Origin of the sequence: Acinetobacter sp. C26M (genome assembly GCF_023702675.1) — a bacterium.
Lineage (GTDB): Bacteria > Pseudomonadota > Gammaproteobacteria > Pseudomonadales > Moraxellaceae > Acinetobacter.
In genome coordinates, this window is record NZ_CP098478.1 from 1,559,857 (window position 1) to 1,574,382 (window position 14,526).

The following is a 14,526-nucleotide window of genomic DNA, read 5'->3' on the forward strand; positions in this document are numbered from 1 at the left end:
AGATATTTAAAGCGATTTAAGTTTTATTCATCATCCAATCTTCTGTTGTATATGAGTAGGTACAATTTCTTTTTGTTTTTTTATAACAGATGGGGTGTGCATAAATGATCTGTTATATTTTTTTAGCGAAACTCTGTAGCTATTCAGTTGTTTGTACCTGATTCAAAATAGCATCAAGCAACGATGCAGTGTGTTAAATATTGATCAAGCATTGTAAGTCGTTTGAATGACACTAATTCGGACTGAATGGCGTATGACTATGTTTATCACCCAAGAACTTAATGCGTTGACTCAGCTTTTTCAAAGCAAAGTCCCTTCGCAAGCAGTACAACAACAGCTAGGTCTTGAATATGTAAATCTTGAAGCAACCTTATTAAGAGGCAAGGTACTCAGAGATTTTTCTAAGGAGAAGGTCGCTTATATTGCTCAAGCTGAAATAGTGGAAAATGATAATAATCTCGCCTATTTATTTGCGCCATTTATTATTGCCAATTTAAATCAGCCAGTGATTTATACCACGCCAGTCTCATTCTCTGTACTTAAAATATTGAATCAATACTATCAAGCTGAGAAAAGTGTCAATCTTAAAATCGAAGATGTGATTCATAGCCTCAAGCTCTATCTCGAGCTGGTCGATTATGCAAAAGCAGAGCAAGATTTTCTGTTCCGTTGTCTAGTCAAAGCACTGTGTCGGACGGATATTTTTCATATTTTCCTGGTTACACATTTGTCTTTAGATCAGCAACAGATTCAGATCCTAGAAGATTATTTTGATGTAAAAATTGATGTGATTCAGGCTGATCGTAGGCCAAGCATGCTCAATGATGAATTGATTAATACGCGTAAACTACTATTTAAAAACAAAGATGAGTCACACAAAACTTTGTGTACTTTGTTTTCCAGTCTCAATGCAAACCTGATTGCGAAGATTGGTCAGTTTAGTCCAGCCCAAGCGGCTCATTTAATCGAGGATATGTTCTATTCCGAGCATATTTTTGAAAAGCTATCAGTCTATGCCGAATACATGCAGACCCGTATTCAAAATGGCGCCAGTTTTAAGGCTTTATCCACCATGTAGATTGTCATGAATTAAATTTTAGTCTTTGAATAGGAGTAGAGCTTATGTCTCAGGAGCAATCAAAATTCCCATATCTTGCCGTTGGAATCAGTATTTTATTAGGTTGTTTATTTTTAGTCTTTTTCTTTTTGGCTGTGAGCAATCAACCTGATTATATGCCTTCGCAACAGAAGCAAAATGCTGCTCATGTACAATCATCAGTGCAATCGAATAAGTAGGTTATATTTTTAATCTGAAGTATAGTTTTTCTCTCTTACTGGTGATCCGAGCACTCGCCAGTAAGTTTTTTTTAATGCGAAAAATTTGTATGGATATTGCTGATTGTGAGTGATTAGAAAAAAAATTCATTTATAGAATTAGACAAATCAAGAATAGAAAAGATGCATAATTCATGTTAATCCTATTTGTAGCCAATGTTAAAAATAGCTCAGATGAGGGCAGCGTGATGGATAACTCAGAACAACTCATTCATAAGCAAGAAAATACCAGTTTCGCAAAAATTGAACCTTATACCCAACCTGCAGGTGGATGGGGCGCATTACTGAGTGTCGCCCGAAACCTAAAAAGGCAGGATATTTTAAAAAAAGGGTCAATCACTTTACTCAATATTAATCAGCCTACAGGTTTTGACTGTCCTGGCTGTGCATGGCCTGAGAAGAAAGATGCACATGCCTTTAACTTCTGTGAAAACGGTGCCAAGGCGGTGGCTTTCGAAGCAACCAGTAAAACAGTAACACCTGAATTTTTCGCACAGCATACCGTCAGTTGGCTGGCTGAACAGAATGATTTCTATCTGGAAGATTTAGGTCGTTTAACCGACCCGATGCGTTATGACCCTGTGTCAGATAAATATGTGCCAATTTCTTGGGACGAAGCTTTTCAGTTAATTGCCAAACATTTGCAGGCACTCGATCATCCTGATCAAGCGGCATTTTATACCTCTGGTCGTGCCAGCAATGAAGCGGCTTTTTTGTACCAATTATTTGTCCGCAGCTTTGGGACCAATAATTTTCCAGACTGTTCCAATATGTGCCATGAAACCACCAGTGTTGGCTTAAAAGATGCGATTGGTTTAGGTAAGGGTACCGTTATTTTGGATGATTTTGATCAAGCAGATGCTATTTTCAGCTTTGGGCATAATCCAGGCACCAACCATCCAAGGATGTTGGCAACCTTAAGAGAAGTCTCGAGAAGAGGTGGTAATATTGTTGCCATTAATCCAATCAAGGAGCGTGGACTGGAACGCTTCCAAGATCCGCAAGCCCCATTGGAAATGATGACCAATGGCAGTACTCCAATTAGTCGTTATTACTTCCAACCCAAAATTGGTGGTGACTATGCCCTGATGTTTGGGGTAATGAAGCATTTATTAGAATGGGATAAAAAGGCACTTGCGAAAGGAAAACCAAGCGTTTTTGATCGTAGTTTCATTGAAATGAATACTATTGGTTTTGAGGAGATGCTGGCTGAGATTAATGGTACAGCGTGGTCTGAAATTCATAAACATACGGGGCTTTCACCTGAACATTTAGAATCAATTGCCAAGATGTATCTGGATGCCAAAACTGCTATTTTCTGTTGGGGGATGGGAATTACCCAACACCGTCATGGTACAGCCAATATTCATATGTTGGCGAACCTGATGCTGGCACGGGGACATATCGGTCGTCCGGGGGCAGGTCTCTGTCCAGTGCGAGGACACAGTAATGTGCAAGGCGATCGAACCATGGGGATTAATGAAAACCCAAGTGATGCCTTACTAGACAATATTGATCGCGTATTTGGAATTAAGTCACCGCGTAAACATGGTTTTGGTGTGGTGGATACCATTAAGGCGATGTATGAAGGTGATGTGAAAGTCTTTATTGGTTTGGGTGGAAACTTTGCTGTAGCAACCCCTGATACACCTTATACCCAAGAAGCCCTACGTCGTTGTAATTTAACGGTCAATATTACCACCAAGCTGAATCGTAGCCATTTGGTCTGTGGCAAAGATGCGTTGATGCTACCTTGCCTAGGGCGTACTGAAGTTGATATGCAAGTGCATGGCGCACAAGCCATTTCAGTAGAAGATTCGATGTCAAATGTGCATCTTTCAGCAGGACGTAATCCACCAATCTCTGAAAATATTTTATCTGAACCTGATATTGTGGCACGTATGGCGGAAGCTGCTTTACCTGAGAGTAAGGTGAAATGGCGTTGGTATATTGAAAGTTATGACCGTATTCGTGATTCAATTGCCGATGTTTTTGATGAGTTTCATGATTTTAATCAACGGGTCTATCAACCAAGTGGTTTTCATTTAGAGCATCCTGCCAATCAGCATGTCTGGAATACGCCAAGTGGTAAAGCCCAGTTTTTGATTACACCACTGGCCGAAGTTTACGAAGACAAAGAAAATCAGTATGCCGCCGCTTATAGCGAACAGCAGGTGTATACGTTGATGACCACTCGTTCGCATGACCAGTACAACACTACTTTATATGGTTTGGATGACCGTTATCGCGGTGTATTCGGGCAACGCCGTGTATTGTTTATGAATCAAGCAGATATTGATGCAGCAGGCTTTGAAGCAGACCAATGGGTTGATATTGAGAGTGTATTCTCGGATGGTGTGAAACGGATTGTACATAGTTTCCGTATTGTGCCTTATAACATACCGCAAGGCAGTTTGGCGGCTTATTATCCAGAAACCAATCCTTTAGTCGCTTTGAGTAGCCATGATAAATACGCCAAAATTCCAGCGTCTAAAAGTATTCCTGTGATTTTGCATGCAGGTAATGCACCAGCGCATTTTAATTTGAATATTGAAGTTGACCCTGAGCATGCCAATGAACGTGTTAGTAGTGCATAGCGGATAGGAAATCTATTTTTTCGAATCAGTGATGCAAATGAGGTAGGTGTGGACACAAAAACACGAGGTTATGAAACGATGCAAGTGCATCGTTTCCATCGCGAGATTTCTGAAAATGAACTGGATTATATTGTTCAGGAGTATCCTGTTGCATTAATTTATAATGGTATTTCGCATGCCGTGATGATGGCAACACCATCGGATCTAGAGGTCTTTGCCAAAGGTTTTAGTCTCTCGGAAGGAATATTACAAAATTTAAGCGAGCTGTATTCACTCGATATTCGTCAAAATGAACTGGGGGTTGAAGTGGATATGACTATTTCATCCCGTGCTTTCATGGCTTTAAAAGAGCATCGGCGTATGATTGTTGGGCGTACAGGTTGTGGCTTATGTGGTATTGAAAGTCTAAAGCAACTCTATGCAAATCTACCAGCGGTCAGTACCCATATTTCTTCAACATGGTTAAGCCAAATCCCGCATGCGATTGCCCAATTAAAAGTCAGACAAAAAATCAGTGAGCTCACTGGTGGAGCACACGCTGCAGCATGGGTCGTGAAAGGGCAGATCGTAGCGTTATTTGAAGATGTTGGTCGGCATAATGCCTTGGATAAATTATTGGGCTACTTGGCTGAACAGAAAATGGATGTGGCGGAGGGTTTTGTGGTGATGACTAGCCGTGCCAGTTATGAGCTGATTCGTAAATGTGCGCAATACAATATTGCTTTATTGGCGACCATTTCTGCACCCACCAGTATGGCGATTGAAATGGCGAAACAACTAAATCTCACATTAGCCAGTTTTTGCCGTGGTGAGAGCTTTGTTTTATATACTGAATAATGGTAAAAATTTGTGATTTGTCTAATCTCTAATGCATTGATTTGTGTAGGATATGAGCATTAAGTTTTTTTATTCCCAAATATTATGAATACACCTTTAAGACCTCAGCCTGTGATCAATAATCTTTCAGGTGAGAATGCATTATTTATTGTGCTTGGAATCAATAGCAATCCTGATCATTCAGGTGTGATTGATTTTCTTGCGAATTTTTCCGCATTGGTGCGCAGTCTGACCAATCGTTTTCCGAATAGTAATTTCAGTGCTTCTGTTGGTATTGGTTCAAATGCGTGGGACTTACTTTTTCCTGATTTAAATAAGCCGAAAGAACTTGCGCCATTTCAAGAGATCAAAGGGTCGAGACATACTGCGGTAGCAACAGCAGGCGATTTATTCTTCCATATTCGTGCCAATCAAATGGCAATCTGCTATGAACTCGCAGCAATTCTGCATGAGCAGTTAAAAGAAGATACCTATTCGATCAGTGAAACCAAAGGTTTTCGATACTTTGATGGTCGCGCCATTATTGGCTTTGTTGATGGGACTGAAAATCCTGAACATGAAATTGCCAAAGAGATTGCATATGTAGGTCAAGAAGATGCCGAGTTCCTTGGCGGAAGTTATGTATTTATCCAAAAATACCTGCATAACATGGAGATGTGGAAGGGCTTAACCACCGAAGAACAAGAAAAAGTCATTGGTCGAAAGAAATATGACGATGTAGAACTTGGAGATGATGTTAAACCGCAAAGTGCGCATAATGTGGCAAGTAAGGCACATGATGCTGATGGAAATGAGCTCAAAATCTTAAGAGCCAATATGCCATTCTCAAATCCAACTGAAGGAGAGTATGGTACCTTCTTTATTGGCTATTCTCGTTCTTTTAATATCACCAAAACCATGCTTGAAAATATGTTCTTAGGTAAAGAAACTGGGCATGTTGATCGTTTACTTGATTTTAGTACTACAGTTTCAGGCAGTCTATTCTTTGTACCGACCTTTGATTTTCTCGAAGATTTAGGTGAATAAGTTTAATCCGCTGAAATAAATTGGTTTATTTCAGCGGAAAATGCTTATTGGTTCATCAGATATTGTTGTAACTGGGCACGGAACTGATCGGGGATGCGACCTGACTTTTGTGTGCTGAAATCGAAATACACCTGAACCGCTTTGCCCCGAGCAACACAGTGATCATTTTGCCAAGCTTCATGCGCCACAATAAAAGAAGAATTGCCGATATGTTCAATCCATGTTTTGATTTCGATATCCGCACCGTAATAAATTTGGGCAACAAAATCGACTTCAACACGAGCGAGAATCAAAGGCAGGTTTTTGATTTCCATACTTGGATTGAATAAGCGAAAAACAGGTTCGCGTGCTGTTTCAAACCAGCCTGTAATCACGGTATTGTTTATATGTCCAAAAGCATCAGTTTCATAGAATCTTGGTGTAATCGAAAGTGTAAACATAGATCAACTGTTATTTTTTCATTTAAAGCTCAATACTATAAGGGCTGAATATGTAAAAATCAGCCCCAATAACAGACTTCAGCGTTTATGAATGCTGAGATAGTCCACCACCTAGAGCTTTATACAATTCAATCTGATTATTCAACTTGCTTTGTTCAAGCATGAGCAAGCCTTGTTGAGCTGCATACGCTGAGCGTTGTGCATCCAATACAGTCAGATAACTATCAATACCTGCTCTAAATCGAGCCGTGGATAATTTATAGGTGGTCTCAGTAGCAGAGACCAAACGACGTTGCGCAGCTAAACGCTCATCAATATGGGCATGCGCAGCTAACGCATCATTGACTTCACGAAAAGCGGATTGAATAGATTTTTCATAATCTGCCAGCGCAATTTGTTGTTCAGTTTCTGAAATTTTAATATTGGCTTTACGCGTCCCCCAATCGAAAATGGGCAGGTCGATACTTGGCCCAACTGACCACGAAAAACCACCTGATTTAAATAAATTTTTAAGATCGGTGGATGCATAGCCAGCTGAACCTGTTAGGCTAATCGTAGGGAACATACGTGCTTTGGCTGCGCCAATATTTGCGCCTGCAGCACGCAACTGATATTCAGCAGCTTTTAGGTCGGGACGATTATTCAGTAAATCGCTGCTTAAGCCAGTTGCAAAACTCCTTTCAGCACTAATCGTTTTTACAGCTTGACTAGGTAAGAGGTTTTGAGGAACATTTTGTCCAGCCAATAAATTAAGTAAGTTTTGAGCCTGTGACACTTGGGTTTTATAGGCGGCAACATCATTTCGGGCTGTTTCAACTGATATCTGTGCTTGACGTAACGGGACTTCACTATCAATACCGACATCAAACCGTTTTTTGTTCAGATTATAGGAATCAAGTTGAGCCTTTAAGGTTTGTTCTGCAAGATTAAGGTTGGCCTGAGCAAAGGCATAATCCAACCAAGCTTGTGAGACTTGACTGACTAAACTGATCTGCGTGGCTTCTCTTGCACTCTGGGTCGCAAAGTAATTATTTAACGCCACATCTTTTAAGCTTTTGACTCGGCCCCAAAAATCCAGCTCATAAGCCGTCATCCCCAAGCCGACTTGAAAAGTTGAATAAGGATTGTTTGGGTTCGCAGATGGATTCACCTGTCGAACAGCACTGCCATTTGCCCCAATAGTAGGCAACTGGTCATTTTTACTGATTTGATATTGCTGTTGGGCACGTTGAATATTCAGTGTCGTAGTACGTAAATCACGGTTGTTATTTAAGCTGATTTCAATCACTTGCAGTAGGCGTGTATCAGCAAAGAACTGTTTATAACCCTGAGTTGCAATTGAGTCGCCTGTGTTTGCGAGTGCAAAATTTTCTGGAATATTCGATTTGATTACAGGTTTGGGTGCCTGCAAATTCATACATGCTGTTAGGGCTATCGAAAGCGTAGACACAAGCAGGGCACGAGATAAGACAATCGCTTTAGACATGGTCTTCTCCAAATAATAAGAGGGTAAATACTGAGGAGGAGTCAGAGGGAATCAATTGATTCCCTTTGCTCGTTATCATTTAAGATGGATTTTTTTGTTTTGAGGAAAATAGCTTCTCAACTGCACCCAAAACAAAAATGAAGAACACGGGGACAAAGAAGATTGCCAGAATGGTGGCAGAAATCATGCCACCAAATACGCCTGTACCTAAGGCATGTTGGGTTTCTGAACTTGCACCTGAGGCGATGACCAATGGAATGACACCACAGGTAAAGGCAAGTGAGGTCATGAGGATTGGGCGTAAACGGAGTTTTGCAGCTGCAACGGTGGCCTCAATTAAACTCATTCCTTCTTCTTTTAGCATCTTGGCAAATTCGACAATCAAAATGGCGTTCTTGGCAGATAAACCAATGATGGTAATCAAGCCAATTTTAAAGAACACATCGTTCATCATGCCTCGGGACATAATCGCCACAATCGCACCGAAAATACCAAGTGGCACCACCAGCATCACTGAAAGCGGAATCGCCCAACTTTCATACAGTGCTGCCAAGACCAAGAATACGACTAACATTGATAATGCCAGCAGGAAGGCCATTTGCGATTCAGATTGCTTTTCTTGTAGGGAAATACCAGTCCATTCATAGCCAATCCCTTTCGGTAATTTGGCAATTAGTTGTTCCATTTCACGCATGGCATCACCTGATGAGGTATCGAAGTTCGGAATACCAGCAATGCTTAATGATGGTCGGCCGTTATAGCGATTGTATTGCTGGGGGGCTTTACTCCATTGTGGTGTGACCACTTCAGATAAAGAAACCAATTGTCCGCTTGATCCCGAGACTTTCAGATTCAAAATATCTTTCAATTGCATCCGTGATTTGGCATCGACCTGAACAATTACTTGCTGCATGCGACCTTGGTTTGGAAAGTCATTGATATACATTGATCCCATTGAGGTTGAGATAATGTCTGAGACATCAGAGAACTTCACCCCTAAAGCATTAAGTTTCTCACGATCAATTTTCAGAGAAATGTTGTCGCCTTGCGGTAAGCCTTCATTCCAGACCATATAGAACTTTTTGTTCTTGGCAGCCATTTCCATGAGTTGATCTTGTGCAGCCAGTAGCGCAGGCATTCCTAAGTTGGCACGGTCTTGCAAACGTAAACTAAAGCCTGAAAAGGTACCCAGTTCATCAATCGCCGGTGGAAGTACAGCCATCGTAGCGCCTTCCTTACTGTTTGCCATGCTGGCATTGACCGCATTGGTCATTTCAGTTGCTGTTGAAGTACGGTCTTTAAAATCAGTAAGTGTGGTAAAAGCCACAGCCACATTTTGACCTGCGCCACTAAAGCCCCAACCCATGATGGTGGTGTTACTTTGTACATTAGGATTGTCTTTTAGACTGCTTTCAAATTCATTGACCACACCTCGCGTTCTTTCAGCAGTGGCATCCGATGGCAATTGGAATGACGTCAGGAACCAGCCTTGATCTTCTTCTGGCATAAAGGCGGTAGGCCAATATTTCATACCAGCAAAGGTAATGCCTGTAATCACCACAAATATCACCATCATCGGAATGCTATGTTTGATGACTTTCAGTAGTATCAACTCATACTTTTTGGTGACTTTGTCAAAGCTACGATCAAACCATGCGAAGAAGCCTTTTTTCTGATGATGACCATCAATTGGTTTAAGAATCGTGGCACACAGTGCCGGGGTTAAAATCAGAGCGAGCAGGGCCGAAAATAAAATTGACACCGACATGGTCAAGGTAAATTGCTGATAGATAATCCCGACCGAACCACTGGCAAAGGCCATCGGTAAAAACACAGCAGCAAGTACCAAGGTAATCCCGATAATTGGACTGGTAATCTCTTTCATGGCTTTGGAAGTGGCTTCTTTTGGTGACAGTCCTTCAGTCGCCATAATTCGTTCAACGTTTTCGACTACCACAATCGCGTCATCGACAATGATCCCGATGGCCAGCACCATACCAAACATGGTCAGTACGTTAATCGAGAAACCTGCGAGTAGCATCACTGCAAAAGTACCCAACAATGCAATCGGTGCAACAATCGCTGGAATCAGGGTATAACGAACATTATGTAAGAATAGATACATCACAATGAAAACCAGAACCATGGCTTCAAGTAAGGTATGAATCACTTTTTCAATCGAAATTTTTACAAAGGGTGCAGTGTCATAAGGAATACTGAATTGCATGCCTTCGGGTAAGTTGAGTTTTAATTCCTCAATTTTTGCTCTTACTCCTTCAGCAGTTTTCACAGCATTAGCACCCGGACTGAGCTGAATCGCAGCAGCCGTTGCAGGTTTGCCATCTTCTAAAATCGCAAAGTTATAGGCCTGAGAACCGATTTCAACTTTGGCAACATCAGACAGTTTAATCACACTACCGCTGGTTTTGCTTTTTAGGCTGATGTTTCTAAATTGTTCTACATTGCCTAATTGTCCTTGTGCAGATAGGGGAACAGTAATGAGTTGACCTTGTTCAGCAGGCATATCTCCAAGACGACCTGGGGCAATTTCAATGTTATTTTCACGAATGGCATTATTGACATCACTAATAGACAAGCCATAAGACACCAGTTTATTTGGGTCAACCCAAATGCGCATGGCTTTTTCTGCACCGAAGGATTGTACTTTACCGACACCTTCAACCCGTTTCAGTTCTTCGACTACATTACGAACCAGATAATCACTCAGATCGACTTCGGAATATTGACCATTGGGTGAGTTGATTCCAACCAACATCAAGAAACCTGAAGATGATGCTTCGACCTGTAAGCCTTGCTGGCGAACCACTTGTGGCAGTCGGGCTTCAACGGCCTTGATCTTGTTCTGCACATCAACCTGTGCCATTTCGACATCAGTTCCGGGTTTAAATGTTGCAGAAATTTCTGCCGTACCCGATGTATCTGTGGTCGAACTATAATAGAGCAGGTTTTTTACACCTGATAATTCACGTTCAATCAGAGTCACAACGCTGTCATTGATGGTTTTTGCCGTTGCACCCGGATAGGTGGCACTAATATTCACTTGTGGAGGCGCGACACTTGGAAAGCGGGCAATTGGTAGTTTGGGAATACTGAGTAATCCAAACAAGATAATAAAAATCGCAATCACCCATGCGAACACAGGGCGGCGAATGAAGAATTGTGACATCATCATTGAGCTCCTTGCGTTGCAGGTGATGTGCTATTGCTCGATGCAGGTACTTTCCACGCGGCGAGTTCCAGTTTTTGATTCGGCTGTATACGCTCCATACCTTCAACCACGATCTTGTCGCCCGCTTTTAGACCCTTGCTGGCAATGTAGAACTGCTCATATTGTTGACCCAATTCGATTGGACGAATATCTGTCGCACCTTTGGCATTGATCACATAAACTTGTGGATCACCATTGATATTGCGTTGAATGGCTTGGGCAGGGACGAGCAAAGCTTGAGGAACAGAAGCGCGGTCAATATTGACGCGAACATACATGCCTGGAAGGAGTTTGCGTTCTGGATTCTGCACTTCAATTCGAATGGTGACATCGCCCGTTTCAGGATCGACATTGATGTCTTCAAATAGCATTTTTGCGCTGACGTTATAAGGATGACCATGACTATTCGAAATACGCACGGTCTTTTCATTGTTGGCTGATAACTCACCACTTTGCAGCGCAGCCTGTAGACGCTCATATTCACTAATCGATTGTTTTACATCGACATAGACTTTATCAATCTGCTGTACTGTCGACATGGTGTTGGCATCGCCTTGACTCACCAATGCACCTTCTGTCACAAAGGACTGTCCAATACGACCTGAAATTGGTGCCCGTACTGTAGCATATTGTAGGTTCAGGTTTTGACGCGTGAGCAGGGCCTTCATTTGCGCAACATCAGCCAAAGCTTGACGATATTCGGCTTGTGCATTACTGACTTCTTGCTTACTGATGGCATTGCTTGGCAGTAATTGTTCATAACGTTCTAACTGAACCTTTAAACGAACCACTTCTGCTTCTGCTTTGTGTAGAGAGGCTTGATTACTGTTCACATCGGCTTGGAAGGTTTCTGAATTAATTTTATAGAGGGCTTGTCCAGCTTTAACCTCACTACCTTGGGTAAACAGGACTTTTTCAATAATGCCACCGACTTGTGGGCGGATTTCAGCGGTACGAAACGCTTGAACACGTGCAGGCAGGTTCTCGCTAAAGTTCACCGATTGTGGCTGTATATTGAGTACTGTGACTTTTGCAGGTGGCGCTTCTGTCGGAGCTGCATCTTTGGAACCACATGCTTGCAGCACCAGTCCGATAGATAAGAATAATGGAAGTAATAGATGCTTTTGCATTCTGTCCATGCCTTGGGAGTTTTCGATGCTGACATTATTTTTCAGCAGTGTGTAACGATGATCGTTGAAATGTGGAAAAAGTGTGGAGATCAACAGATAAATCAGCGTATCATCAACTTTGACTGAACCTTTGTGCTGATTTATTCATGTTTGACGCCTCATTTTCTTTTGATTGCCGTGATAAGCAGATTCTCGTTGTAGAAGATGAATATGAGATTGGCGATATTATCGAGCACTATTTAAAACGCGAAGGCATGCGTGTGATTCGTGCCATGAATGGCAAACAGGCAATAGAAATCCATGCAGCACAATTCGTAGATTTAATTCTGCTTGATATCAAACTCCCTGAACTAAATGGCTGGGAAGTACTAAGCAAAATCCGCCAAAAAGCACAAACCCCTGTGATTATGTTGACGGCGTTGGATCAAGATATTGATAAGGTCATGGCATTAAGAATTGGTGCCGATGACTTTGTGGTGAAACCGTTTAATCCAAACGAAGTGGTGGCGCGTGTACAAGCCGTTCTGAGGAGAGCTCAACAAAACAGTCAAGCCCCAAACAAGAATCTGGTGTATAAAAACATCGAAATTAATACCGATATTCATAGTGTCTATGTGCATCAGCAAGATCGAAAAATCATGCTGAATCTCACCCTGACCGAATATAAAATTCTGCTTTTAATGATTGATCATCCATACAAAGTCTTTACCCGCAGTGAACTGATGAATCATTGCCTCCCAGATAGTGATGCTTTAGAGCGTACAGTGGATAGTCATGTCAGTAAGCTCAGAAAAAAACTGGAAGAGCATGGCTTGCAACAAATGTTGATTAACGTGCGTGGGGTCGGTTACCGACTTGATCATCCTGTGGAATGATCATACTTGAATGTTGAATTAATTGAAGTCATCAGATTTTCTGTTCTGTGACCTGACCGATTTAAACAAGCGTTTCAATCCATTTTTGATGTTTGCCCAATATTCCTTACCCAATAGGGCAATCACGATTAACAGCAGAATTTCACCCCCAATCGCCATTGCTGTCATGATCAACGCTTTATGGGGAATATCTAGGAATGGAACAATTGGAAAAGCAAGCCAGTAAGCGATGACAATGGCCAAAAGAACAAAGCCTATTTTCTTACGTAGATTGAGTTTTGGTTTTGGCATTTTGGTCACATCAATAAGATTTTGATGTTGCTATTTTTGGAAAGATTTGAGGAGGAAGGATCTTTAAAGTGTGGAAAAACTGTGTAAATCCCTCAAAAAATCAGCGTATCATGTGGAAAAGTTAGGTCAATTGATTGGAAAAATCCAATGAAGAATAAGTCGGGTATTAGTAAGCAGTTGTTTATCGCATTAAGTATCGTGAACTTGAGCGTGACGCTGTTTTCGGTTTTGCTTGGCTATTTTATTTATAACTATGCCATTGATGTGGGCTGGATCACTTTAAGTTCTTTACAGGGAGACTGGACTGAATTTCATTTTGTCGACTGGATTTGGTTATCTACGGTTATTTTTTGTGGTGGTGTCATTTCCATTATTATTGGCATGCATTTGGCTCAGCGTTTTATTAAACCGATTAATTTCTTGGCGGATGCCGCAAAAAAAATCAGTCAGGGTGATCTTTCTGCAAGGGCAGATGACAGTAAAATTCATTCCACAGAAATTGCTGAGTTGATGCAGAACTTTAATGACATGGCGCAGCAGCTGGAAAGTTCGGTTGAAAATGCGAAAGTCTGGAACGCAGCAATCGCACATGAATTAAGAACCCCAATTACGATTTTGCAAGGACGCCTACAAGGCGTCTTAGATGGGGTGTTTCAACCAGATGAAGCATTGTTTAAAAGCCTGCTTAATCAGGTGGAAGGTTTATCGCATTTGGTCGAAGATCTGCGCACTTTGAGCTTGGTTGAGAATCAACAGCTCAGATTAAATTATGATTTAGTCGATTTGAACGCGCTGGCCGAGAAAGTACTCAAGCTGTTTGAAAACCGTCTGGAGAAAGCTCAGATTGTGCCTATACTTAATGTGGTGCAGACGCCTATCCGTTGTGATAGTCGACGGATTGAGCAGGTTTTGATGGCTTTGATCGAAAATGCAATTCGCTATGCCAATGCAGGAACATTAAAAATTTCTGCAAAGCTGGTCTCGGATGAATGGATTCTACAAATCGCAGATGAAGGCCCAGGTATTGTGCAAGAATATCAACAGGATTTATTCAATCCATTTTTTAGATTGGAACAGTCTAGAAATAAAGAATTTGGTGGTACAGGTCTAGGTTTAGCTGTTGTACATGCAATTGTGATTGCGCATAAAGGTTCAATCGAATATAGCAATCCGAATCACAATAGTGTGTTTACGATCCATCTGCCTGTTCACGTTTAATCTAAGTGATTTAGACGATTGTTAGCGTTCGACTATGCTCATAAATATCTGCTATGAATAAA

The 14,526-nt window shown here is 41.5% G+C and carries 12 protein-coding genes; 7 read left to right on the forward strand and 5 right to left on the reverse strand.

Translation table 11 applies throughout. The features are described 5' to 3' along the window. The first annotated feature begins 259 nt into the window (after positions 1-259). The 5 genes from NDN11_RS07015 to NDN11_RS07035 all read left to right on the forward strand — a co-directional run bounded on the left by NDN11_RS07015 (position 260) and on the right by NDN11_RS07035 (position 5,795). Positions 260-1,078: a hypothetical protein gene (locus tag NDN11_RS07015; protein WP_251111505.1), complete on the forward strand. Its 819-nt coding sequence runs from the start codon at positions 260-262 to the stop codon at positions 1,076-1,078. Positions 1,079-1,122: 44 nt separating this feature from the next. After that, positions 1,123-1,296 carry a cbb3-type cytochrome oxidase assembly protein gene (locus NDN11_RS07020; RefSeq protein WP_167251438.1) on the forward strand — a complete coding sequence of 58 codons (174 nt, stop codon included), beginning with the start codon at positions 1,123-1,125 and terminating at the stop codon, positions 1,294-1,296. A gap of 227 nt (positions 1,297-1,523) precedes the next feature. Next, positions 1,524-3,932: an FdhF/YdeP family oxidoreductase gene (locus tag NDN11_RS07025; protein WP_251111506.1), complete on the forward strand. Its 2,409-nt coding sequence runs from the start codon at positions 1,524-1,526 to the stop codon at positions 3,930-3,932. Between the two features lie 48 nt (positions 3,933-3,980). Further along, entirely contained in the window at positions 3,981-4,769 is a 789-nt protein-coding gene (gene fdhD, locus NDN11_RS07030) for a formate dehydrogenase accessory sulfurtransferase FdhD (RefSeq protein WP_251111205.1), read from the forward strand. Between the two features lie 84 nt (positions 4,770-4,853). Continuing rightward, positions 4,854-5,795: a Dyp-type peroxidase gene (locus NDN11_RS07035; RefSeq protein ID WP_251111206.1), complete on the forward strand. Its 942-nt coding sequence runs from the start codon at positions 4,854-4,856 to the stop codon at positions 5,793-5,795. A gap of 44 nt (positions 5,796-5,839) precedes the next feature. Here NDN11_RS07035 and NDN11_RS07040 read toward each other — a convergent pair whose 3' ends face one another. From NDN11_RS07040 to NDN11_RS07055, 4 genes are all read right to left on the reverse strand, one after another. Then, complete coding sequence (locus tag NDN11_RS07040; protein ID WP_251111207.1) at positions 5,840-6,235, reverse strand: acyl-CoA thioesterase; 396 nt, start codon at positions 6,233-6,235, stop codon at positions 5,840-5,842. 85 nt (positions 6,236-6,320) lie between these two features. Then, entirely contained in the window at positions 6,321-7,721 is a 1,401-nt protein-coding gene (adeC, locus tag NDN11_RS07045; protein ID WP_251111208.1) for an AdeC/AdeK/OprM family multidrug efflux complex outer membrane factor, read from the reverse strand. A 79-nt stretch (positions 7,722-7,800) separates the two neighbouring features. Further along, on the reverse strand, positions 7,801-10,911 hold the full coding sequence (gene adeB, locus NDN11_RS07050) for a multidrug efflux RND transporter permease subunit AdeB (RefSeq protein WP_251111209.1): 3,111 nt from the start codon (positions 10,909-10,911) through the stop codon (positions 7,801-7,803). After that, positions 10,911-12,080, reverse strand: a complete 1,170-nt coding sequence (locus NDN11_RS07055; protein WP_251111210.1) for an efflux RND transporter periplasmic adaptor subunit — start codon at positions 12,078-12,080, stop codon at positions 10,911-10,913. Before NDN11_RS07055 ends, adeB begins: the two co-directional genes overlap by 1 nt. Positions 12,081-12,226: 146 nt before the next feature. Here NDN11_RS07055 and adeR point away from each other — a divergent pair, with 146 nt between their 5' ends. Then, positions 12,227-12,955, forward strand: a complete 729-nt coding sequence (gene adeR, locus NDN11_RS07060) for an efflux system response regulator transcription factor AdeR (RefSeq protein WP_167251450.1) — start codon at positions 12,227-12,229, stop codon at positions 12,953-12,955. 18 nt (positions 12,956-12,973) lie between these two features. Here the strand turns inward: adeR and NDN11_RS07065 are convergent, their stop codons facing one another. After that, entirely contained in the window at positions 12,974-13,246 is a 273-nt protein-coding gene (locus tag NDN11_RS07065; RefSeq protein WP_167251452.1) for a transporter suffix domain-containing protein, read from the reverse strand. A 147-nt stretch (positions 13,247-13,393) separates the two neighbouring features. On the opposite strand from NDN11_RS07065, the gene adeS reads away from it, so the two are divergent. Then, entirely contained in the window at positions 13,394-14,464 is a 1,071-nt protein-coding gene (adeS, locus tag NDN11_RS07070; RefSeq protein WP_251111211.1) for a two-component sensor histidine kinase AdeS, read from the forward strand. Positions 14,465-14,526 lie beyond the last annotated feature (62 nt).